Origin of the sequence: Methylocystis sp. MJC1, assembly GCF_026427715.1 — a bacterium.
In the GTDB taxonomy this organism is placed as follows: Bacteria; Pseudomonadota; Alphaproteobacteria; order Rhizobiales; family Beijerinckiaceae; genus Methylocystis.
The window spans coordinates 2,044,489-2,065,848 of sequence record NZ_CP107558.1 but is presented as its reverse complement, the minus strand read 5'-3'; the positions used below and the strand labels follow the sequence as shown (position 1 = coordinate 2,065,848).

General features: G+C 62.8%; 28 protein-coding genes and 1 tRNA gene. 12 read left to right on the top strand and 17 right to left on the bottom strand.

Translation table 11 applies throughout. The features are described from left to right. Positions 1-4: 4 nt before the first annotated feature. On the top strand, positions 5-151 hold the full coding sequence (locus OGR47_RS10045) for a hypothetical protein (RefSeq protein ID WP_165048695.1): 147 nt from the start codon (positions 5-7) through the stop codon (positions 149-151). Positions 152-166: 15 nt separating this feature from the next. On the opposite strand, the gene OGR47_RS10040 is transcribed toward OGR47_RS10045, so the two are convergent. The 4 genes from OGR47_RS10040 to OGR47_RS10025 all read right to left on the bottom strand — a co-directional run bounded on the left by OGR47_RS10040 (position 167) and on the right by OGR47_RS10025 (position 2,500). Further along, the gene (locus OGR47_RS10040) at positions 167-442 is read right to left on the bottom strand and encodes a hypothetical protein (RefSeq protein ID WP_165048693.1); all 276 of its coding nucleotides are present in this window, start codon (positions 440-442) and stop codon (positions 167-169) included. 709 nt (positions 443-1,151) lie between these two features. Next, positions 1,152-1,454, bottom strand: coding sequence for a putative quinol monooxygenase (locus OGR47_RS10035; protein ID WP_165048691.1), 303 nt, complete (start codon positions 1,452-1,454; stop codon positions 1,152-1,154). Between the two features lie 421 nt (positions 1,455-1,875). After that, a complete protein-coding gene (locus tag OGR47_RS10030; RefSeq protein WP_165048689.1) occupies positions 1,876-2,148 on the bottom strand; it encodes a hypothetical protein in 273 nt (90 codons plus the stop codon). A gap of 267 nt (positions 2,149-2,415) precedes the next feature. After that, positions 2,416-2,500 (bottom strand) — tRNA-Leu (locus OGR47_RS10025). A 154-nt stretch (positions 2,501-2,654) separates the two neighbouring features. Between OGR47_RS10025 and OGR47_RS10020 the strand changes: the two genes are divergently transcribed. From OGR47_RS10020 to OGR47_RS10005, 4 genes are all read left to right on the top strand, one after another. Continuing rightward, positions 2,655-3,233, top strand: a complete 579-nt coding sequence (locus OGR47_RS10020) for a YqaA family protein (protein ID WP_165048686.1) — start codon at positions 2,655-2,657, stop codon at positions 3,231-3,233. A gap of 142 nt (positions 3,234-3,375) precedes the next feature. Next, positions 3,376-3,882 carry a disulfide bond formation protein B gene (locus OGR47_RS10015; RefSeq protein ID WP_165048684.1) on the top strand — a complete coding sequence of 169 codons (507 nt, stop codon included), beginning with the start codon at positions 3,376-3,378 and terminating at the stop codon, positions 3,880-3,882. A gap of 72 nt (positions 3,883-3,954) precedes the next feature. After that, complete coding sequence (locus OGR47_RS10010; RefSeq protein WP_165048682.1) at positions 3,955-4,488, top strand: DUF4142 domain-containing protein; 534 nt, start codon at positions 3,955-3,957, stop codon at positions 4,486-4,488. A 150-nt stretch (positions 4,489-4,638) separates the two neighbouring features. Then, the gene (locus OGR47_RS10005; protein ID WP_165048680.1) at positions 4,639-5,361 is read left to right on the top strand and encodes a Crp/Fnr family transcriptional regulator; all 723 of its coding nucleotides are present in this window, start codon (positions 4,639-4,641) and stop codon (positions 5,359-5,361) included. 36 nt (positions 5,362-5,397) lie between these two features. Here OGR47_RS10005 and OGR47_RS10000 read toward each other — a convergent pair whose 3' ends face one another. Continuing rightward, positions 5,398-6,030 carry an SGNH/GDSL hydrolase family protein gene (locus tag OGR47_RS10000; RefSeq protein ID WP_165048677.1) on the bottom strand — a complete coding sequence of 211 codons (633 nt, stop codon included), beginning with the start codon at positions 6,028-6,030 and terminating at the stop codon, positions 5,398-5,400. A 15-nt stretch (positions 6,031-6,045) separates the two neighbouring features. Continuing rightward, entirely contained in the window at positions 6,046-7,227 is a 1,182-nt protein-coding gene (gene rlmN, locus OGR47_RS09995) for a 23S rRNA (adenine(2503)-C(2))-methyltransferase RlmN (protein WP_165048675.1), read from the bottom strand. Between rlmN and OGR47_RS09990 the strand changes: the two genes are divergently transcribed. Both OGR47_RS09990 and OGR47_RS09985 read left to right on the top strand, forming a co-directional pair. Then, positions 7,215-8,648 (top strand): glycosyltransferase, encoded by a 1,434-nt coding sequence (locus tag OGR47_RS09990; RefSeq protein WP_165048673.1) that lies wholly within the window; start codon positions 7,215-7,217, stop codon positions 8,646-8,648. The genes rlmN and OGR47_RS09990 overlap by 13 nt on opposite strands. After that, entirely contained in the window at positions 8,645-9,019 is a 375-nt protein-coding gene (locus tag OGR47_RS09985; protein ID WP_165048671.1) for a protease inhibitor I42 family protein, read from the top strand. Before OGR47_RS09990 ends, OGR47_RS09985 begins: the two co-directional genes overlap by 4 nt. On the opposite strand, the gene OGR47_RS09980 is transcribed toward OGR47_RS09985, so the two are convergent. The 5 genes from OGR47_RS09980 to OGR47_RS09960 all read right to left on the bottom strand — a co-directional run bounded on the left by OGR47_RS09980 (position 9,003) and on the right by OGR47_RS09960 (position 11,235). Beyond that, positions 9,003-9,269 carry a hypothetical protein gene (locus OGR47_RS09980; protein WP_165048669.1) on the bottom strand — a complete coding sequence of 89 codons (267 nt, stop codon included), beginning with the start codon at positions 9,267-9,269 and terminating at the stop codon, positions 9,003-9,005. The two genes, OGR47_RS09985 and OGR47_RS09980, sit on opposite strands and share 17 nt — an antisense overlap. A gap of 25 nt (positions 9,270-9,294) precedes the next feature. Continuing rightward, on the bottom strand, positions 9,295-9,540 hold the full coding sequence (locus OGR47_RS09975; protein ID WP_165048666.1) for a hypothetical protein: 246 nt from the start codon (positions 9,538-9,540) through the stop codon (positions 9,295-9,297). A gap of 24 nt (positions 9,541-9,564) precedes the next feature. Further along, entirely contained in the window at positions 9,565-9,708 is a 144-nt protein-coding gene (locus OGR47_RS09970; RefSeq protein ID WP_165048664.1) for a hypothetical protein, read from the bottom strand. A gap of 125 nt (positions 9,709-9,833) precedes the next feature. Next, positions 9,834-10,046, bottom strand: a complete 213-nt coding sequence (locus OGR47_RS09965; protein ID WP_165048662.1) for a cold-shock protein — start codon at positions 10,044-10,046, stop codon at positions 9,834-9,836. Positions 10,047-10,362: 316 nt separating this feature from the next. After that, positions 10,363-11,235 carry a methyltransferase domain-containing protein gene (locus OGR47_RS09960; RefSeq protein ID WP_165048660.1) on the bottom strand — a complete coding sequence of 291 codons (873 nt, stop codon included), beginning with the start codon at positions 11,233-11,235 and terminating at the stop codon, positions 10,363-10,365. Positions 11,236-11,471: 236 nt separating this feature from the next. On the opposite strand from OGR47_RS09960, the gene OGR47_RS09955 reads away from it, so the two are divergent. The 4 genes from OGR47_RS09955 (at position 11,472) to OGR47_RS09940 (ending at position 14,415) form a co-directional block, all read left to right on the top strand. Further along, positions 11,472-11,996 carry a L,D-transpeptidase gene (locus OGR47_RS09955; RefSeq protein WP_165048658.1) on the top strand — a complete coding sequence of 175 codons (525 nt, stop codon included), beginning with the start codon at positions 11,472-11,474 and terminating at the stop codon, positions 11,994-11,996. 357 nt (positions 11,997-12,353) lie between these two features. After that, complete coding sequence (locus OGR47_RS09950) at positions 12,354-12,857, top strand: YbjN domain-containing protein (RefSeq protein WP_165048656.1); 504 nt, start codon at positions 12,354-12,356, stop codon at positions 12,855-12,857. Then, positions 12,854-13,675, top strand: a complete 822-nt coding sequence (gene proC / locus OGR47_RS09945) for a pyrroline-5-carboxylate reductase (protein ID WP_165048654.1) — start codon at positions 12,854-12,856, stop codon at positions 13,673-13,675. Before OGR47_RS09950 ends, proC begins: the two co-directional genes overlap by 4 nt. A gap of 71 nt (positions 13,676-13,746) precedes the next feature. Next, positions 13,747-14,415 carry a TetR family transcriptional regulator gene (locus OGR47_RS09940; RefSeq protein WP_165048652.1) on the top strand — a complete coding sequence of 223 codons (669 nt, stop codon included), beginning with the start codon at positions 13,747-13,749 and terminating at the stop codon, positions 14,413-14,415. On the opposite strand, the gene OGR47_RS09935 is transcribed toward OGR47_RS09940, so the two are convergent. The 3 genes from OGR47_RS09935 to OGR47_RS09925 are packed head-to-tail and all read right to left on the bottom strand — an operon-like array spanning position 14,412 to position 17,134. Continuing rightward, positions 14,412-15,782 (bottom strand): ATP-binding protein, encoded by a 1,371-nt coding sequence (locus OGR47_RS09935; RefSeq protein WP_165048650.1) that lies wholly within the window; start codon positions 15,780-15,782, stop codon positions 14,412-14,414. The genes OGR47_RS09940 and OGR47_RS09935 overlap by 4 nt on opposite strands. Before the next feature lie 8 nt (positions 15,783-15,790). Further along, positions 15,791-16,561 (bottom strand): response regulator, encoded by a 771-nt coding sequence (locus OGR47_RS09930; RefSeq protein WP_165048649.1) that lies wholly within the window; start codon positions 16,559-16,561, stop codon positions 15,791-15,793. Positions 16,562-16,567: 6 nt separating this feature from the next. Further along, positions 16,568-17,134: a MarR family winged helix-turn-helix transcriptional regulator gene (locus OGR47_RS09925; RefSeq protein ID WP_371824422.1), complete on the bottom strand. Its 567-nt coding sequence runs from the start codon at positions 17,132-17,134 to the stop codon at positions 16,568-16,570. A 159-nt stretch (positions 17,135-17,293) separates the two neighbouring features. On the opposite strand from OGR47_RS09925, the gene OGR47_RS09920 reads away from it, so the two are divergent. Beyond that, a complete protein-coding gene (locus OGR47_RS09920) occupies positions 17,294-18,169 on the top strand; it encodes a branched-chain amino acid aminotransferase (RefSeq protein ID WP_165048647.1) in 876 nt (291 codons plus the stop codon). Positions 18,170-18,276: 107 nt separating this feature from the next. On the opposite strand, the gene OGR47_RS09915 is transcribed toward OGR47_RS09920, so the two are convergent. From OGR47_RS09915 to OGR47_RS09905, 3 genes are all read right to left on the bottom strand, one after another. Beyond that, positions 18,277-18,759 carry a hypothetical protein gene (locus OGR47_RS09915; RefSeq protein ID WP_165048644.1) on the bottom strand — a complete coding sequence of 161 codons (483 nt, stop codon included), beginning with the start codon at positions 18,757-18,759 and terminating at the stop codon, positions 18,277-18,279. Between the two features lie 45 nt (positions 18,760-18,804). Further along, positions 18,805-19,401 (bottom strand): hypothetical protein, encoded by a 597-nt coding sequence (locus tag OGR47_RS09910; protein WP_165048470.1) that lies wholly within the window; start codon positions 19,399-19,401, stop codon positions 18,805-18,807. Between the two features lie 149 nt (positions 19,402-19,550). Beyond that, positions 19,551-21,008: an aspartate aminotransferase family protein gene (locus OGR47_RS09905; protein WP_165048641.1), complete on the bottom strand. Its 1,458-nt coding sequence runs from the start codon at positions 21,006-21,008 to the stop codon at positions 19,551-19,553. Positions 21,009-21,360: the final 352 nt, after the last annotated feature.

The window sequence follows — 21,360 nt, the reverse complement described above, 5'->3', positions numbered from 1 at the left end:
CGCCATGAGGAAGACGACCTCGACAGACCGGGACAAGCGGCTCCCCTACGATTGGAAAGCGGATCTCATCGCCGTATTTCTGGCCGCGCTGGTCGCCATCCCCGTCGTTGCGGAGTGGTTCTACTGGACCCATTCTCAGCTTGGCCGCTGACGCGTCCGCCTGCCGTCACAAGGTGCGCGCGGGAACGATGCGAATGCCCGCGACGATCACGGGCCGAGCGTCGCTGATCTGGAGGCCTTCCTCACAGACCTCGCGAAACCTGCTTCCGATCTCCTCGATTGCCTTGCCGCTAAAGCTTGCCGAATTCGGGTCAGTGTCGAAGTTCACCTCGACGACCAGCACTTTTGCAGCAGCGCGATCAGCTCCCGCCCATTCGAACCAGGTGCGCGAAACGCCACGGATAGATTCGATTCGTTGGCGGACGGCGGTCTTGCCTTCCATTAATGTCCTCTACCATCGTGAATTTATGGACGATCGTCTCTCGACCGTTTTTCGGAATTTGTGCGACGCCGAGACCCATCACGGCGGAGAGAGTAGAGTTTAGTGCTAGGGCTCGTGGAGAATGTTTCAGGATAGTTTCTTGCCGGGCAAAAAGCGAACTGCCAGGGTTACGAACGTGGGAGCCGTGCAAAATTGCGCGGATTTTCAGGTACAGTCCCACGTAGGCTCGGACCAAGTTAGTTGGAAGCGAGACCGGGCTACTTAACCGGCGTATGAATATTTCAGAATTGTTTCCCTAACCAAGCGCCGCGCTGTTTATGCGGGCCCGCCGGAAGCTGGGAACAAGGCGGATGACGCCCTGGCCGCGGGAAACCGCCGGGCAGGATGGATGTGCGGCTCGCGCTTTCCCAAAAATGGTGCGACAATCGAGCGCGTCTTCAGGCTTGGAATGCTCGGCACATGTTCATTCGAGAGGAAATCTCATACGCGATTATGCTCTCCATTCTCGTCGCGGTATTTATAATCGCACTGCAGCTTGTAGCTGGCTGAGCGGTTCTTCTTGCTCGTCTCCGGCGGGTGAGCCGCTTGGCAAACCTGACCAGGCCGTCACAAAAGCCACCAATGAATCAAATCACCCAGCCCGGCGGCACGGTTACTCCTCGCCTGACCGGGGGGCGGAGTAATCCGCTAGCCGGTCCGCGGTTGGCAGTCAGACTTCGCGAGGATTTCTTGCCTCAAAAGCCGTGAAGGCCCGCTCGGTCAGGCCCTGGTCGCGGCAGACAGCGCGCCAGGGGGCGATGTGTGGCGCTTGCAGATGGCGCGCCAGCGACTCCGCGTCGGGCCATTTTTCCGAGAATCGGATCAGGCCCGGCTCGAAGATGTCTTCCGCGGCGTCATAGGTGATGCAGCCATCGAGCCGCCGCGTCGCCTCAACAAGGTTGCGCAAATGCGGCAAGACGTCGGCCATGTTCTGCGGCGGAAATCGCAGGATACCCGTGACCATTACAATCATGCTTTCCTCCGTAGTTGCAGCATCTGCGCTGCGCCCTGGGGGTCCGGTAGGGAGAGGAGCAATTCGAGAGGTGCTGGTGTTGTAACGACCTAGTAACAACAAACCGGCTAGCATAGCCGGAGTCGCGAGACGGCGACCGCTCATAGAGCGCCAAGCGTCGCATCGTAATGCCGAATCCTAGCGCGCCCGTGCGCGTGTCAGTCAGAATATCGCCAGCAGCGCCATAGCCGAAGCTCCGCGCGGTCTGACCAGAGAGCGTGACCGAAGTCAGCGGGTTCGACGCCGCCGGATAGGCATAGGTCGAAACGACCCCAATCGGCCGAGGTCATCCACGCCGGACGGGCCAGATCGTCGGTATGGATGAAATAAGTGGCCGGCATGGTCGTGTATCGTCCAGCCGATCAGCGTTAGCCTAACCAGCCTAATCATACTCATACGAAAACAGCCCGAATCCATCTTCAAAATATTTCATTATTTTACGACCGTCGTCCCCATTTTTTACAGTAATATCCTCTAGTATCAACAATAGTTCAGGCTCGCGCTCAGTTGAAGGTGTGAAAACTATATTTTTTACCTCTAGCCTACCAGAAAAACCATCAATGTTTACGTAGTCAATTCCGGCATTCGGTTTTGAAAACGTGATAAGAGAGCCTTGAGGAGGGACGCCTACAACGTTTAGATCGCCAGATATCATGCCTATGGCGCTTCCGTCGGCGCACAATACGCTTATGTCTACAGATACATTCATCATCTTCCCGCGAGCCAGTCAGGTTTTCTGTTACTGCACTTTATCCCACTCATTCTGCCTCTCACTATTTATTGTCGAGCCGCGGGGTCTGAAAATCGAACACGTATCTCGACAGGAGCCTACGCGACCGCTCCGTTCGCGCTTATTTGCCATTTGATCGGAGGGGGAATCGGATATCGAGGCTGAATAGGAGAGAGTTTTAGAGAGGGTAGATGGTGCCCCTGGCCGGAGTCGAACCAGCACTCCTTGCGGAACTCGATTTTGAGTCGAGCGCGTCTACCAATTCCGCCACAGGGGCCCGTCGCGGCCGATTTTGAATCGACCTAGCGAGCGGCGCGGATATTAGCGAGGCGCCGCGCCGCGTCAACCCGCTCTCCTTCTTTGCTCAAACTTTTCATGCTAAGCGCTGCCGGCAGGCGTTAGAGGCCTTGGGCCCGACCTCACGAGGCAAAATGAAAAAGCTTTATGACTGGACAATGTCGCTCGCCGCCAGCAAGCACGCGCCCTTTGCGCTGGGGGCGATCGCCTTTGCGGAAAGTTCTTTTTTCCCGGTGCCGCCGGATGTGATCCTCGTGCCGATGACGCTCGCCGAGCCCAAAAAGGCCTGGTATTTCGCTCTGCTTTGCACCATCGCCTCGGTCGCGGGCGGGGCGCTCGGCTACGCTTTCGGCGCGCTCTTCTACGACACCATCGGCCTGTGGCTCATCAATCTCTACGGCTACGCCGAGAAGATGGAGAGCCTGCGCGCCTTCTATGCCCAGTGGGGGGCCATTTTCATTCTGGTGAAGGGCCTGACGCCCATTCCCTACAAGCTCGTGACGATCGTCTCGGGCCTCCTCGCCTATAATTTCCCGCTCTTCATCGCGCTCTCGTTCATCACCCGCGGCGCGCGCTTCTTCATTCTGGCGGCGGCGATCAACCACTTCGGCGACGCCATCCGCCTGAAGCTCGAGAGCCACTTCGGACTTTTCGTCGGCGTGATGGCGGCGATCGTCGTCGGCGGCTTCGCCCTCGCGGCGAAGATGTTCTGAGGGGCCGTTATCTTTCTGGATCGCGCCCCGAGCCCCTCACCTCTCCCCGGAAGCGGGGAGAGGAAATAGCACGGCGCCGGCGCGGGGGTCCTCTCCCCGCGCGCGGGGAGAGGCTGGTTGAGGGGCCGGGGGATGACGACAAATGAAACCCGATAGAAGACAGGCTCTGGCCGCGGTCATTTTCGCCGCTTCCGTCGCGACCATCGGCGGCGCGTGGCTTTACGAGTCTCTCGGCTATCTGCCCTGCGAGCTCTGCTACAAGGAGCGCATTCCCTATTACGCGGCCTTTGCGCTGGCGCCGCTGGCGGGCTTGGCCGCGCGGGCGGGCAGGGCGGGGCTTGCGCGCGGCGCCTTTCTGCTGCTCGCCTTGCTCTTCGCCGGCGACGCGGCGCTTTCCGTTTATCACTCCGGCGTCGAGTGGAAGATTTTTGCCGGGCCCTCGGACTGCTCCGGCGCGGTCAACCAGGCGGGCTCCATGGCGGATTTCATGAAGCAGCTTCAGACCGTGAAGGTCGTGCGCTGCGACGAGCCCTCGCTCTATGTGCTCGGCCTGACGCTGGCGAATTGGAATGTGTTGATTACGGCGGCGCTGGCGGGAGCGGCGGCCTCCACCGCTTGGGCGAAGCGCACTCCCGCGATCAGGGTGTGACTTTAGTTCCAGCCTTCTGACGGCCTTCGCCTTACACCGGCCTCGATAACAATCGAACCGGAAGGCGTTCCCATGAAAAAACTGACATTCCTGCAAATCGCCGCGGCGGCGAGCCTGTGGCTAACCGCCAGCGTCCCCGCCCAAGCGGCGAGCCTCGATGACGCGCAGATTTTAGGGATTTACATTCAGGTCAACAGCTTCGACATCGAGTCCGCGCTGCTCGCGCGCGCTCAGGGGGCGTCGGCCGCTCTGCGCAAGCTCGCCGCTCATGTTGCGGCGGACCATATCGGCGTGCGCAAAGCCGCTTATGACCTTGCCCGGAAATGCGGGGTTACCCCCGCGACGCCAGCAAAGCGTGTTTCAGCAGCGAGCGACCATGCGGCGGCGATGCAAAGACTCGCGGCGCTGCAAGGCGCTGAATTCGACAACGCCTATTTGCGCCATGAAGAGGCGTTTCACGCAGGCGCCATCGACGCGGCAAAAAAGCTGCTCGAGCCGGCGGCGAGCTGCGCGGAGCTGCGCGCCCATCTGCAGGAAATTTTGCCGGCCTTCGAGGGGCATCTGTCGCAAACGCGCGCGATGGCGCGTGAATTTGGCGCCCGCTAGAGCGCATTCCGCAAAAGTTGATAGACTTTTGCGATCAGAATGCGCTCCAGCGTTTTGAATCTGCGCGCTTTTTCATCGCTCGCACGATTCCGTGCGAGCGGAAAGCGCGCGAGACGGGCGGCTGCAGAGAGCCAAAGGGGACCCGCGATCATGCGTGAAAGAAGGTCATTCGCCGCTGTGTCGACGCGCGAGTCCGAAGCCGACTATGATCGGCGGATGGCTTATCCTTCCCTTCGGCTCTTTCCATCGCTCGGCGAATTATCCGCCGAAGGACGCAAGCTCTTGGGCGCGTCGGTGCGCCATATCTCCTGCGCTGGCGGCGCGCAGCTCGTCGCCCGCGGCGATATGGTGGCGGGCGCCTATCTTGTCGAGCGCGGCGCGCTGCGGATCTATTACGTCAACGCGGAAGGCCGGGAGGGGACGTTGTATTGGGTCGACCCCGGCCAATCCTGCATATTGGCGATCAGCTGCGTGTTCTCGCGCCATCCCTATCCGGCCTGGGTGGAGAGTGAAGGAGAGACGGAAATCAGCATCGTCCCCGGCGACGTCTATCGTCGCCTCTTAACTCTCGAGCCGGCTGTTCAAGGGTTTACCTTCGACGCTCTATCCAGTCGCATTGTCGAACTCATGGCGCTGATGGAAGAGACGGCGTCGCAGGGTGTGGAAGCCCGCGTCGCCGCCTTCCTCCTGCGTCGTTCGAAAGGCGAGGCCAATGTCGAGATGACTCAAGAGCAGTTTGCGCGTCATCTTTCGACGTCGAGAGAGGTTGTGTCGCGCGTTCTCCGGGGCTTGGCCGCACGCGGATTGGTCGAGACGACGCAGGGACGTATAACGCTGCTCGATCTCAATGGATTGCACACTCTGACGGGCTGATCCGGGATCTTCCCCCCAGGCGTTGGCCGCGCAATATCACCCGATGATCCGCGCGCTGCGCAATCGCGTCTTGTCGTTCTTCGCCGCGCTGACGATGGCCTCTGCGATCTTCCCGCCACCGATGGCGGAGGGCTCGATCGGATTGGCGTAATCCGCCGGCGCGCTGCAGATGAGGCGCAGGTCGAGGATTGTCAGCCCGTGCTCGACCCCAATGCGGATGATCGCGTCGTTGAAAGGCGCGAGCGCGATCTCCGCCAGACGCTGAAGCGTCGGCTCAGGGAAATTGCCGGAATAGACCGTGCAGATCGCCATATGGCGGTCGATCTGCAAGCAGGGGCGCAGCATGTCGCGATAGGCGGCCTCGAAACGGCGCGCCGCGGCGCCCAGCAAATCGAAGGCCTCGGCGCTGGTGGTCACCGGCGCGCCCAGTATATCGGCCTGCTGCAAGAGATCGTTACCGCCGACGCTGAGAAAAAGCCGCTCTGCGTCCGCTGGAAGCCTTGCGAGTTGCGCGCCTATATCGGCGATCGTCGCGCCGTCGACGGCGACGAGCGTCGCACGCCAGCCGACGGGAATTCGCTTCCTCACTTGGGAGATGACGGCGGGCCCGCCGGCCGTATAGGCGCCGTTGTCGAAGGTCGCGTCGCCGAGAAGAACGAGATGCGACATACGCCCCGCCGCCTTTTACTCCGCAGCCTCCTGCGCCGCCAGCCGCGCCCTTGCGCGCAGTTTCTCCGTCTCGCTCTTCAATTGACCACAGGCGGCGAGAATGTCGCGGCCGCGCGGCGTGCGCACGGGGCTGGCGTAGCCGGCGTTGAAGACGATATCCGAGAAGCGCTCGATCGTCTCCCAATCCGAACATTCATATGGCGCGCCCGGCCACGGATTGAAGGGAATGAGATTTATCTTGGCGGGAACGCCCTTCAAGAGCCGCACCAGCTCGCGCGCTTCCGAAGGGCTGTCGTTGACGCCCTTGAGCATCACATATTCGAAGGTGATGCGCCTGGCGTTGCTGACGCCGGGATAGTCGCGGCAGGCCTGCAGCAGCTCCTTGATCGGATATTTCTTGTTGATCGGCACGAGGACATTGCGCAGGTCGTCGCGCACGGCGTGAAGCGATATGGCGAGCGCCGGGCCGCAATCGGCGCCGAGCCGCTCGATCTCAGGCACGACGCCCGAGGTCGAGACGGTGATGCGGCGCTTGCTGAGCGACAGCCCGTCGCCGTCCGCCATCACGTCGATCGCGGCCATGACATTGTCGATATTGTAGAGCGGCTCGCCCATGCCCATGAAAACGATGTTGGAGACCGCGCGCACGCCTTCGCCCATGGGAACGAGGCCGTCGGTGGGGCGCTCGCGGTCGGGGAAATCGCCGAGCCTCTGGCGTGCGACGAGAAGCTGACCCACGATCTCCGCGGTCGTCAGATTACGCACGAGCTTTTGCGTGCCCGTGTGGCAGAAGCTGCAATTGAGCGTGCAGCCGACCTGGGATGAAACGCAAAGCGTGCCCCGGTCACTCTCGGGGATGTAGACGCACTCGACCTCCGCGCCCTTATCGAGCGCGTCGAGGGGCTGCATCCGCAGCAGCCATTTGCGCGTGCCGTCGACGGAAATCTGCTCCTCGACGATCTGCGGCAGGCGCAGCTGGAAGGCGTCGTCGAGTGTCTGGCGCAAGGTCTTGGAGACGTTCAGCATCTCGCCGAAGTCTCGCGCTCCGCGAAAATAAACCCACTGCCAGATTTGCGAGACGCGCATGCGGATTTCGCGCTCGGGCAGGCCCAGCGCGCGCAGGGCGTCGCCAATTTCGGCGCGCGTCATTCCGGCAAGCGAGGGCTTTTCCGCGGCGATGGTCTGTGACAAAGTCATTTTATACCTTTGGCGTGGCCCAACTTTGGGCGGCCGGCTTTTCAGTTTCCAACCTTTCAAATGCGCTTTTTTCGCCGAATTATCCAGAGAAAGAAAAGGCACGGCTCCTGACCCCCCGGAAAATCCTGATCGCAACCTTCGGGTCGCTGGGCGATTTGCACCCCTTCGTCGCGCTTGCGCACGCCCTGGCGCGTGAAGGTTTTGCGCCCGTTATCGCGACGAGCGCAGCCTATGCGGAATTTATCAAGGGCGAGGGGATCAGCTTCGCGCCCATCAGGCCCGACGCCGATGATCTCACCGCGCGGCTCGGCATGGATATGGGCGAGATTGCCCGCAAAATGTCGGAGGACGACAAGTTCCTGTTCGACTCGCTGATTTTCCCGCATCTTCGGGAGACCTACGACGATCTCCTCCTGGCTAGCGAGGGGGCGGTTGCGGTCGTCTCGCACAGCCTTGCCTTCGCCGCCCGGGTCGCGGCGGAAAAGCGCGGCCTGCCGCTCGCCACCGTGTTGCTCTCGCCCATGATGCTCTACTCGGCGTATGATCCGCCGCTCGGCTCGCGCATGCCGCTCCGTAGCGCCCCCGCATGGCCGATCGAAATCGTCTATAATCGGCTCCTGCTCTGGTCGCTCTCCCACGCCATCGCGCTTTGGGCGGAGCCGTTGCGTCGGCTGCGGCGCGATGTCGGGCTCGATCCGCGTTATGGGCTCGACTTGCTGCTGGGGGTGAAATCCAGCGACGCGGTCATTGGCCTGTTCAGTCCGATGCTGGCGCCGCCGCAGCCCGATCACGGGCGGCGGACCTTCATTGCCGGGCATACCTTCCACGACCGGTATCTCGAAGGCGGGCGGCTGCCGTCAGAGCTTGCCGCCTTTCTCGCGGCTGGTGAGGCGCCGTTCGTTTTCACATTGGGCAGCTTTGTGGTCCGCGCGCGATGCGACTTTTACCGCGATTGCATCGCGGCTGCCCGACGGCTCGGGCGGCGCGCCGTGCTGCTTGCGCATGAGGACGATGTAGCGGAACTCGCCGCGGAGTTGGGCGCTGATGTTCACATCTCGTCCTACGCGCCGCATTCGCTCGTTTTTCCGCGGGCGCGCGCGGTGGTCCACCATGGCGGCATCGGCACGACGGGGCAGGCGCTGCGCGCTGGACGGCCGCAGCTGGTGACGCCCTTCCTTGGCGATCAGTTCGACAACGCCGAGCGGCTGCAAAGGCTGGGGGTCGCCCGCGTGCTGGACGGCAAGACGGCGACGGCGCAGGCGTTGTATGACGAACTCGCGGCCTTCGACAAAAGCTACGAGGCGCGAGCCTTGGCGGTGGCCGAGGAGGTCAGGCGGGAGGAGGGGGCGGGGATGGCGGCGCTGCGTATCGCCGCACTCATCGCCCAACATCAGCTGGCCCGCGAGGGGGCGCTGGTATGAGACGGTTTATCGCTTTTTTGTCAGTTCCATTTGTCGCGCTCAGCGTGACTGGCCTGCAAGCCTCGCCGGATGACGGCTTGTTTCATCGGATGAAGCCCGGAGATATTTTCGTCGTCTCAAACGAGGAAAATCTCTCGACGGGATACAGCTGGGGCGTCGATACCCGCGCGAGCACGGGGCTCGATCGCGTCGCCATTTCCGATGGAGGCCATACGCAGCCTGGCGAGAGCCTCCCCGGCGCGCCGGGAGCGCATAGCTGGACAATTCGCGCGCTTGAGCCGGGTCGGGCGACAATCCAATTCGTCTATCAGCGTCCCTGGGAGCCGGCTCCGGTCAGGACGCGACGAGTGATTGTCAAGATTTCCCCTTAGGGTGCACTGTGCGACGGCGCAATGGAAACGCGCCGTCGTCATAGAGTGGGCGGATCTCGCGGCCGAAATAATGGTCCTCGTTCACTTCCAGCGAGCATCCGTTGAGGATCTGTGGCGATAGTTCCTCGACGGCGAAACGGATCGCCTCCGCTGCTATTGTAAACCGTCTGAAAACCAATGATTTCTGCTTAGAATGTGGGCTCTTCGCGTAATAGAGCGAGGCTTCCGACGCATAATCCGTTGCATCCATTTCCGCCTCCAAAGTTCGTGTTTTTCTAGAACATCGCGCGCTGAAGGGACGACTCCACGACGACGCGCTCTTGACCGTCCCGGTCGGACCGGATGCGGTACTGCAGTCCTTGTCCCCCATCCGGAAGATGGCGCGTCACGCGATACAGGCCAGCCTCGGCCGACGCGCCGACTCTGTGGGAGACGTGCGACCCTATGTCGAACTTGTGGGTCGCGACCGTGATTGTTTTGGCGCTCCGATAGCGTTCGCGCGCGCGGATGTAGTCGGTCATGTTCGCTTTCGTATGGCTAGACGGTTACTTCTTCTTGCCAGGGTCGCGGGCTTTCAGCTTCTCGACCGTGGCCCATGGCGCGGGGTTCGCTGCCGCCGGCGCGCCGACCGATTTATCTTTTTTTGGCTTTTTCGCTTCGCGGTTGCCGCGGCGTTGCTCTTTGGCCATGTCCGTTACGCCCTATGTTGGAGAGAGCCGGTTACATGGAGAGCAGCGAACCCGGTCGCCGCCCTCCAAATCCCTCACCATCGGACCGCCGGTACATCCGCGGTCGGCCAAAGGCGTGAGATGGCTCAGCCCTGAAGCTGCAGCTGATCAGCGGAAAACTTGCCGCTACGCTTATCGACGAGGAGCTCGTAGCCGATCTTTTGCCCCTCGACGAGCGAGGGGAGGCCGGCGCGCTCGATGGCGGTGACGTGAACGAACACATCCGGGCCGCCCGCCTCAGGCTCGATAAAGCCGAAGCCCTTGTTTGCGTTGAACCACTTGACGACGCCAATTTGCATGAGATGTCCTTTCCAGGAGCAGTTGCGCGGAGGCGAGGTTCGCCGCCGCGGGAAATCAAAGTTCTGGAGAGGAAACCACAAGCCGACTCGCCAATGACGAGAGAGAAAGTAAGATCGTCCGGCCGAAACCTGATTGTATTAAGATAGTCCTATCTTTCCGAATTACAACAGTTATTCCAACCATCATTTCTAGAGTATCGAATTCCCGTTCAAATTTTCATTGTGGCCAAAGTTTTCGCTAGGCTGAAGCAATCAGAGACGCGCCGCCGGCGGGTGTCGGTCCGATCGGGGATTGCTGGAGCGGTAGCGAGAAAAGCTACTCTTCCTGGGAGCTGCGCGCCGTCTTCATCGCATTCTCCAACCGCATGGTGGCGGAACCTGGTTTGGCCGGCTTTTGCTGGCTCTCATGTGGCGCCCAGCCGGAAATCCAGACGATTTCGAAGCTTGCGCGCACCCGCCCATCCGGATCCGAGAAGCGCTCGGCGTAAATCTGCGCGGCGCGGGCAAGCACGTCGCGCCGCAGCGGACGCGCGGCGCGCTTGACGAGCACATTGGCCGCGCCCATGGCGCGCAGATCGGCCATCAGGTCCAAGAGCGAGTCGTAGCGCAGCGTGAAGCTGTCGACGTCGGAAACGGGGAGGGCGAAGCCCGCGCGCTGCAGCAGCCCGCCCATGTCGCGCACGTCGACGAAGGGCGAGACGCGCGGGCTCGCGCCGCCTGTGACTTCCTCCTCGGCCTGGGCCAGCGCCACGCGCAGCTCCACGAGGCTCGCGCCGCCGGGCAGGCAGGCCAGAAACAGACCGTCCGGCGCGAGGATGCGGCGCACCTGGGCGAAGACGCCCGGCAGGTCGTTCACCCATTGCAGGGCCATGCCCGAAACCACGAGATCGAACGAACCAGGCGCGAAAGGCAGGGCCTCTTCGTCCGCGATCACGGCGCCGCCGAGGCGGCTCGCCCGCAGCGGCGTGGCGCGGCCGCTGGCGACGATCGCTTCGGCAAAATGTTCGGCCGGCGCCCCCAAATCTAGTGAACGCGGGAAGCTGCGCTTAACGGTTAGGAGCCGGTCGAGAAGGTCGTCCGCCGCCCGCGCCAGCAGGAAGTCGGGGGCGCCCTTGGCGAGCGCCCGTCGGAGCCGTGCGTGCAGCAGCGCGCGGTCGAAAATTTTCGGCGGGAAGCTTTGTTTTTCCATCTGTTTTTCCTATCACCCAGCCGTCCTCAGGGGGCAAGTGCGCACCCGCACGGATTTTGGCGCAGAGAGGGCTAAATAAAGGCGAAGGCCGCTGTTGCATGAGCGCAACATGCGAAAAACCTTAAGGTTAAGCACTAACCGCAAGACACGGAACGCTTAGACAGGGCCTTAGCTGAAGCTAAAATGCAAAGCATCGAAATCTTTCCGTGTCGGGCGTCCAGTTAAAGGTGAGTCCCATGCGTAGCTCGTCTCTCCAAGCCGTAATTTTCGGCGCCGCCGCGGCGCTCGGTTTCGCCCTCTTGCCGCAGGTCGCCTCGGCCCGCGACACCGTCGCCTTCGCGCCCAGCGTCGAGCCGGGCACGATCGTCATCAGCGCCAGCCAGCGCAGGCTGTTTTATGTGGTGCGCCCCGGCGTCGCCATCCGCTATCCGGTGGCCGTGCCAAAGCGCGGCAAGGAATGGTCGGGCTACGCCGCCGTCGACGGTAAATATTACGAGCCGGACTGGTCGCCGCCGGCGGTCGTTCGCGCCGACCATCCCGAGCTTCCGCACTTGATTCCCGGCGGCTCGCCCCGCAATCCGATGGGCGTCGCGGCGCTGACCCTCGACCGCGGCGAGGTCGCGATCCATGGCACGACGGCGAAAATGCGCGCTTCCGTCGGCACCGCCGCCTCCTATGGCTGCATTCGCATGCTGAACGAGGATGTTGTGGACCTCTATTCCCGCGTCAGCGTGGGATCGCCGGTCATCATGCAGCCTTGAATTTGTCCACAGCCGTAGCGCTCGGCAGAGTTGCAAAACGGTTGACGATTCAAGCGCGGAAAGTAACGGCCGGAGTTCTCCAAAGTTTTTTTGAGGGCCCCGGCGTCTATCTGTGGAATAGGGGGTGGCGGGCATAGACGACGAAAGCCGAATCCCGCAGTCTATGTCCCAAGTTGACGGGCCATCCCGATCCTCATGCGTTTCCAGACAGGTGGAGTATAGTGGCTTTCGCGGGTGATTCGTCCGCACTGAGCGCTCTGCTGATCGGGAGACGCCTGTTACTCGACGCTTCGTAATGCGTCACATTATGTTGCTGTTGGTCGCCGCGTCCTGCTGACACTCCGATGAAGGTTGGCTATGCTGATCGCTACAGAAAAAGAAACGGAACGCGCCGAACATCCGGTGGATGTCGTGGAGCAGCTTGCCGCCACAAATGATTGGTCATTCGACCGCGAGGACGATGACGAGATTTCCATTTCGGTCGCCGGCGCCTGGACGGAATACCACGTCGCCTTCACCTGGCTGCCGCATCTCGAAACGCTGCATGTGAGCTGTGCTTTCGACCTCAAGGCGCCGGAGCGTCGCCGCCGCGAGGTGATGGCGCTCGTCAACGCCATCAACGAGCAGATGTGGATCGGCCATTTCGATTTTTGGCCGCAGGAGAATGTCGCCATGCACCGCCATGGGCTGATCCTCTCCGGGGGCGCGCAGCCCTCCGCCCCACAATGCGCGGCGCTTCTGGACAATGCGCTTTCTTCTTGCGAGCGCTATTATCAGGCCTTCCAATTCGTGCTCTGGGCGGGCAAATCCGCTAAGGAAGCTCTAGAGGCCGCCAATTTCGAGACAAAGGGCGAGGCGTGAACCGGGCGCTCGAGGGCAAGAGTGTCGCGCTGATCGGGGCGGGCAATATGGGGCTCGCCATGCTCGAGGGCTGGGCGGCGGAGGGGCTCGTTGGCGATGGGGTCGCCGTCATCGATCCAAATCCGTCGGAGCGGCTGCAAGCAGTCTGCGCGGCGAAAGGCTATTCGCTCGACGCCGGAGCGGGGGGCGCGCGCGACGCGGTGATCCTCGCCACCAAGCCGCAGATGCTGGAGGCGGGGACGTCGGCGGCTGCGCCTTTCGTGGGGCCCGAGTCGGTCGTCGTTTCTATCCTTGCGGGCAAGCGCATCGCCGATATCGGCGCGCGGCTGCCGACCGCTCAAGCCATCGTGCGAGCCATGCCCAATACGCCGGCGGCCATCGGGCGCGGCGTGACGGGCGCTTTTGCGAGCCCCGTGACAAGCCAGGGACAGAGGGCCTTGGCGCATGCGTTGCTCGCCGCGGCCGGACAGGTCGAATGGGTCGAGAGCGAGGCGCTGATCGACGCGGTGACGGCGGTCTCCGGTTCTGGCCCGGCTTATGTTTTCTATCTCGTGGAATGTCTGGCCGCCGCCGGCGTCGAGGCGGGCCTTCCCGCGGATCTTGCTGGCCGTCTCGCCCGCGCGACCATAGAAGGCGCTGGCGAGCTCCTGCATCGGCAGGCGGATGTTTCGGCCGAGACCTTGCGTCAGCGCGTCACCTCGCCGGGCGGCACGACGGCGGCGGCGCTCTCCGTGCTGATGGCCGAGGACGGCCTCGCGCCGCTGATGTCGCGCGCGGTGGCGGCGGCGAAAAAGCGCGCCGGCGAACTATCTGGCTGAGCAGTCCGGCTTGCCCCTTGATGGCGGAGCAATAAATTACGCCACAAGACAACAGACATCGGAGAACGAAGATGAGCGTCCGAAACAGGGTGATCGACGCCGCTTTGAAGCTGGCGGCGCGCCGCGACTTCGGCGACGTCAGCCTCACCGATATCGCCCATGAGGCAAGTATTTCGCTCGCCGATTTGCGCGATCTCTTCCCCTCTAAGGGGGCGATTATCGGCGGCTTCAACCGGCGTATCGACCGCGACGTGCTGGAGGCCATCTCGGCCCAGGACTCGCATGATCCGGCGCGCGATCGGCTTTACGAGGTGCTGCGCAAGCGGCTGGAGGTGCTGGAGCCCCACCGCGACGCGCTCGCCAGCATCTTCCGCTGGTCGACGCGCGACCCGCTGACCAGCGCCGCGCTCAATCGCGAGACCCTCAACTCCATGCGCTTCATGCTGGAGGCAGCCGACATCGATTGCGACGGTCCGGTCGGCTCATTGAAGTTGCAAGGGTTGGCGATGGCCTGGGGCAGGGTGCTCGACGCCTGGTTCCAGGACGGGTTCTCCTTCGCGCTGGAGACGCTCGACCGCGAGATCGCCCGCGGCGAGCGCTATGTCGAGCATGTCGAGGACTTCGCCCGCATCACGCGGCCTTTTGCCGATATGGCGAACCGGCTCTTCGAATTCGGCGGCGCGATGCGCCGCCGCCGCCACGGCCACGCCGAAGACGAATATCCGCACCATTCAGCCTAAATCGGCAGCGTCACCGTCGCCCGCAGCCCGCCCAGCGGACTGCGGTCGAGGGTGATGTCGCCGCCGTGCGAACGCGCAATGTCGCGCGCGATCGCGAGCCCAAGTCCCGAATTGCCGCTGTCCTGAGTGCGCGATTCGTCCAGCCTGTAGAACGGCCGGAAAGCGTCTTCGCGCCGCTCGACCGGAATCCCCGGCCCGTCGTCGTCGATGTGGACGATCATCGACTCGCCGTCGTTGACGAGGGAAAAGGCCAACGTCTTGCCATAGCGCTGGGCGTTGCCGACCAGATTGGCGAGCAGACGCTTGATCGCCGCGGGGCGCGCGACGACGATCGGGTCGCCCTCGATTTGGAGTGTGGCGACCTCGCCGCGGCGCTCCGTATCGGCCTTCAGCTCTTCGAGGATCGCCTTGATGTCCGTCGGCGTGGATGTCTCGCCGCCGTCGCCGCGCGCGAAGGCGAGATAGGCCTCGACCATGCGCTCCATCTCGTCGACGTCCTTGCGCATCTCACCCGTTTCGTTCGTGTCGCCCATCAAGGCGAGCGAAAGCTTGAAGCGCGTGATGATGGTGCGCAGATCGTGCGAGACGCCATTGAGCATGGTGGTGCGCTGCTCGATCGCACGTTCGACACGGCGCTTCATCTCCACGAAGGCGGCCCCGGCCTGGCGCACCTCGCGCGCGCCGCGCGGGCTGAATTGCACGTCGCGGCCCTTGCCGAACTCCTCCGCCGCACGGGCCAGCCGCAGGATGGGCCGGATCTGATTACGCAGGAACGACGTGGCGATTGCGAGAATGATGATCGAAGCGATCGCCATCCACATGAAGAAAATATAGGAGTTCGACGCATAGGCGTGCGAGCGGAAGATCAGCATCCGCAAGGTCGCGTCATTCAGCGCGACACGGATTTCAATGCGATCGGCCGAGAACCCGGTGTTGATCCAATAGGGCTGCAGCAGCTTGCGCGACAATTCGATCGACAGCGCTTTGTCGAGCAAGGAGAAGATCGGCTTCTTGGCAAGAGGCTCCGGCAGCGGCTCCTTGGGCAGGAGCGTGAGCTCCATGTTGAGATCGAGCGCCGCGATGCGACGCAGCTGATTGTGGCCGGCGTCATCCGGAAAGGTCTGGTAGGCGTCGACGATCGTCGCCACTTGCCGCGCCACTGCGCCGGAGAGGCGATAGGTCATGACCTCCCAGTGCCGTTCCATATACACATAGGCCACCGCCGACTGAAGCAGCACGACGGGGAGGATGACGATCAGCAGCGCGCGCGCGTAAAGGCCCTTTGGCATGCGCGCATGCAGCCAGTCGGCGAAGCGGCGCCAAATCTGGAGCGGCGCAGAAAGAACCTCGGCAATCACGACGGACATTGTCGCCCCTAGCTTTGCATTTTCTTCGCGCGCGGCGCGTCGACGACGAGCCGGTATCCCTGGCCGCGCGCCGTTTGTAAATAACGGGGCGCACTCGGGTCGATTTCTATCTTGCGCCGCAGGCGGGCGATTTCGACATCGACCGACCGCTCCGCCGCCTTCGGCTCCGACTCGCGACTGGCGAGACTCTGACGCGAAACAATGGCGCCCGAATGTTCGACGAGAATCTGCAGCACATCGCGCTCGCGTGTCGTGAGCCGCACCGCCTCGCCGAGGCAGGTGAGCTCGGCGCGCGCGGGATCATAGGCGAAAGGGCCGAAGCGCACGAGCGGATCGACGGTCTCGGGCCGGCGGGCGCGTCGTAAAATGCTGGCGATGCGCAGAGACAATTCGCGCGGATCGAAAGGCTTGGCGAGGTAGTCGTCGACGCCGGCCTCCAGGCCCTCGACGCGGTTGCGGGTTTCGTGGAGCGCCGAGAGCATGAGGATCGGCGCCGAGCGCATGGGTTCAGGACCCTCGCGCAGCCGCGCGGTGAATCGCGTGCCGCTTTCGCCAGGCATCATGACGTCGAGCACGATGAGATCGAACGCCATGTCCTCGAGCAGCTCAGAGGCCTCCCGCGTGTCGGCGGCGGCGCTGACGAGATAGCCTTCGCGCATCAGATAGCGCGTCAGAAGCGCACGGATTCGCTGATCGTCGTCGACCACGAGAATATGTGCGCCCTTCGCCCCGGCGTTCGGATTTTGCTGCGAGATCGTTGGAGACGGCGAGGAGGGCATCGGCGCTTACCGCTCGTCGCGGCCGAGGTCCGGCCGGCCGAGAAGGTTGCGCACCCTGTCGCGCTCCTCCTTGTCGATCATCGCGAACAGAAACTCAGCCGCGGCGTCGCGCGCTGGGGACGGCAGTTCTTCCATGACGCGGCGGAAGCGCGCCGATTGCAGGGCCGCGAGGTCACGCGCGAGCTGCGCGCCGCGCGGCGTGGGATAAAGCAAACGTTGGCGCCGGTCGACGGCCCCAGCGCGCGCCTCCACGAAACCGGCGTCGAGAAGCTGCTTGAGCACGCGGTTGAGGCTCTGCTTGGTGATTTTCAAAATATCGAGCAGCGCCGCGATCGTGAGGCCAGGCCTGCGGTGGACGAAATGCAGCACGCGATGATGCGCCCGCCCGAACCCGTAATTCTCCAACAGGCGGTCCGCGTCGCCGACGAAATCGCGATAGGCGAAGAAAAAGAGCTCGACCAGATCGAGCGCCTCGGCGTCGTCCTCCATGCGGCGCGCCGCCCGAGCGCCACCCGGGGGGACAGTGGCGTCCGCCGCCAGCCCGGCGGTCTTTCGCTCGAGAAGCTCGCTCAAGACGCTTTTTCCTCGCTGCGGGACCGTGAGCTTTATGCTCGCGAAGCTGGATTTTATGTCAGCTATATTGACATATTTCTGACCGATGGCTAGTGGTTCATGCGAGCGTCTAGGCGGCCAGCCGGGCCTTGCCAAGGCGCCGTTTTCCCGGAGCTTGCCATGATTGTTCCGCCCTTCGATCAGCGCGACGGATTCATTTGGTACAACGGCGCGCTCGTCCCGTGGCGCGACGCGAAGCTGCATGTTCTCTCACACGGCCTCCATTACGGCTCTTGCGTCTTCGAGGGCGAGCGCGCCTATGGCGGCAAGATCTTCAAGTCGGTCGAGCATTCGGAGCGCTTCAAGAATTCGGCGCAAATTCTCGATTTCGAGATTCCTTACACGGTCGACGAGCTGGTCGCGGCCAAGGACGCGACGCTGAAGGCGAATAATTTCACCGACTGTTACGTCCGCCCGGTCGCCTGGCGCGGCAGCGAGATGATGGCGGTCGCAGCGCAGAACTCGACCATCCATGTCGCTATCGCGATGTGGGACTGGCCGAGCATGTTCGACATCGCCACCAAGATGAAGGGCATCAAGCTCGACATCGCGGAATATTGCCGCCCAGACCCGCGCACGGCGCCGTCCTTGGCGAAGGCCGCCGGCCTCTACATGATCTGCACCATCTCGAAGCACCGCGCCGAGCGGCGCGGCTACGCCGATGCGCTGATGCTCGACTGGCAGGGCAGGGTCGCGGAATGCACCGGCGCCAATGTCTTCTTTGTGAAGGACGGCGCGCTGCATACGCCGATCGCGGATTGCTTCCTCGACGGCATCACGCGCCGCACGGTGATCGACCTCGCCAAGCGTCGCGGAATCGAGATCATCGAGCGCCGCATCATGCCGGAAGAGATGGCGTCGTTCGACGAATGCTTCATCTGCGGCACGGGCGCGGAAGTCACCCCGGTCTCGGAGATCGGCGGAAAATACAGCTTCACGCCGGGCGCGGTCTCGCGTGCGATGGTCGAGGACTACAATAAAGAGATCCACGCCTGAAAGTCGGACCGCGGGCCCTTAGGCTCGTAATAAAAAAGCGAGCCTAAAGGCTCGGTGTACTTATCAAGAGTGTTTTGCGGCGGCCTCTCGGGCCGCCGCTTTGTTTTTTAGTAAATCGTTTCGCAGTGGCAGCGCTTGCGCACGACCCGATATTGCGTGACCGGCCGATAGGAGACCGTATTGTACGCGCGGTACGTCGTCACCGGCACGTAATGCGTGCGCACGTAAGGCCGATAGACCGTCCGCGGCACGACATAGGAGCGCTCATAGGTCCGGCCGTAGGCATAGCGCGAGTTCCGATAGACGTCGGCGCCGCTGTAGGCTGCGCGGCGATAGGCCCCGCCGCCATATCCGCCGGCCGGATATTGGTATCCGCCCTGGTAATAGCCCTGGTCATAACCGACCGCGCCGCCATCGTAACCGCCTTCGTAGCCTCCATTGTAACCGCTATAGGCGTAACTCGGCCCCGGCGCATAGCCGCCGCCGAAGAAGGGAGCCGTGAAGTCCTGTGCGCAGGCGTTGCTCGCGGCGAGGAGCCCCGCGGCTGCGCCGGCCAGACCAAGCGACCGGACGATTGAAATAAAACGCATGTTACTCACCCCCTGATTACGACGCGACATAAGCGTCAATGAAACTCAATACTCGGCTGCATGGCGAGCAGCTTTTCGCGCCGCGCGCGGATTGTTGTCCGGCAGGTAAAAGATGTGCTGCGAAGGACGGTAAACTGAGTAGGGCGCGTAGCCCGTGGGGCCGTAAGTCGGCTCGCTGTAGTCTCCCGGCGGGCGGATCGAATAAAGACGGCTATAGCCGTCGTCGCCATAGAAGACGCCGCCGCCGCCATAGAAGCCGCCGTCCCGCCGGCGATAGTCGTTGTAGGTGTAATTGAAGAGGTTGGCAGAACCGCCGGGGACAATCGCGACGCCCTCGCCGCCATAACCGCCCCCGCAGCAGCCTCCGCCGAAATAGCCGAAGGGCCCTCTGGTGAAGCCGCGCCAATTGCCGCCATTCCAGCCCGCCGCGCCCGTATTGCCCTGCCCAGGCGCATAGGCGTTCGCGCCATAGCCCGGCAGAGGACCGAGGCCGCCACGGTGGCCGTCAAAACCGCCTCGGCTAAAGGCGTGGCCGCCAAAGCCGCCGCCATGCCCGCCGCCGAAGCCGCCAGCCTGCGCTCCGGGGAGCAAAATGATCGCTCCCGCAATCGCGGCCGCGCGAAATCCTGAAATGAAACGCATGGCAGGCGCCCTTTCGTGTCGGATCGGAGCGGTTGAAGCGCGCTTGCGCCGCAGCTGTCCGAAATTGGCGCGCCTCGGCCGCGCGCCTCACACTCAGGGCAAATAGCGTTCCGGCCGCGACGATAAAGCTCTCGCCGCGACCTGAGGGATCAGCGGCCGATGCCCGCCTTGATCGCGTGGCCGGCCAGCGTCTTGCCGAGCGACCAGACGGCGGAAGGCGCGTCATGCGCGTCCGCAATGACCGCGTCGAAGGCGCTTTCGATCCAGTCGCAATCGGCGTCCGTCAGCGTCAAGGGCGGCAGCAGTTTGATCGTGTGGTTGCCGTGGCCGGCGACTTGCGTCAGCACCTTGTGGTCGCGGAATAGCGGGATGGAGATGAGCTGGCAGAAGAGGCCGGAGTTGACGGTCTCGAGCAGATTCCACGCCGCTTTCAGCTTGAGGGACTTCGGCGGGCCGAATTCGACGCCGATCATAAGTCCGTTGCCGCGCACGTCGCAGACGAGCTCATAGCCTTCGGCCATCCTGCGGAACGAGGAGAGCAGGCGCGCGCCTTTCGCTGCAGCATTTTCGACGATGCGCTCGTTCTTGATCACGTCCAGCGTCGCGACGCCCGCCGCCATGGCGAGATCGTTCTTGCTGAAAGTCGAGCCGTGCACGACGGCGCGGTCCATACGGTCGAAGACCTTGTCGAAGACCCATTTGCGCGTGAGCACGGCGCCGACCGGCACATGGCCGCCCGAAAGCGCCTTGGCGACGACGATCATATCGGGCTCCACCCCCGCATAATGGTCGATCGCGAAGAATTTGCCGGTGCGGCCGATGCCGGTCTGGATTTCGTCGGCGACGAACAGCGTTCCATATTTGCGGCAGAGCGCCTGCACGCCGGCGAGATAATCGTCGGCGGGAATGTTGACGCCCTTGCCTTGAATCGGCTCGACAAAGAAGGCCGCGACATCGCGCGCGGCGAGCGCCTGCTCCAGCGCGGCGAGATCGTCGAAGGGGATTTCCTGCGCATTCGGCAACAGCGGCCCGAAGCCCTTCTTGAATATCTCGTCGCCATTCATTGACAACGAACCATAAGTAAGGCCGTGGAAGGAATGCGCGCAGTGAAGGATGCCGGGACGTCCCGTGGCGGCGCGCGCGAATTTGATCGCGGCTTCGATCGACTCGGCGCCCGAGTTGGCGAAGAAGACTTTCTCGAGATAAGGCGCGCGCTCGATGAGCTTCTCGGCGAGAATGCCCGCGAGCGTCGAAACATCGAGCTGGACCAGATTGGCGAATTCGCCGTCGATGACGCTGACGAGGGCCTCGCGCACGGCCGGATGGTTGCGGCCGATTGCGAACACACCCCAGCCGCTCAAGAGGTCGATATAGCGGTCGCCTTTGCGGTCCCACAGATAGGGGCCGAGGCCGCGCGTGAATCCGACGTCGTAGCCGATCGTCTTGAGCACGCGCACCCACATTTCATTGAGGTATTTGGTGTGTAGCGAGAAGCGTTCGTCTTCACGCGCCGCCACCATCGCCGCGAGATCGTAAGGGGAGGCGTCGCGCGCGCTTGCGCCTTGCGCAGCAAAAACGCCCGAATGCGCAGTCGAAAGATCGGTCATGCGGCGGCTCCAAGATGGGTGAAAGGGGCGGGATTGCCTTGCTCGGCAAGTCCGCGCAGCTTTCGATTGCGCGCGGCGGCGGATTTGTCAAATCCTGGTAAACGCCGCCGTCGGACGCGGATACAGGGGGCGCATGGCGACGCCTCCCAACTGTTGCGCTGCAGCAGCCTGCTAGAACATCTACAGCACAAAAGAAATTCAAATCAAATCGAATTGCCAATGCCTCGTTTTCGCGCAGGGCGAAGATCAAACAATTGCCCTCTTCACGTGTATCCACAAGGTTTTGCGCTCGCGAACGAATTCTTTGGTTGGACGAGACGCCGTCAATGATATCTTTACCTCAGTGATTCAT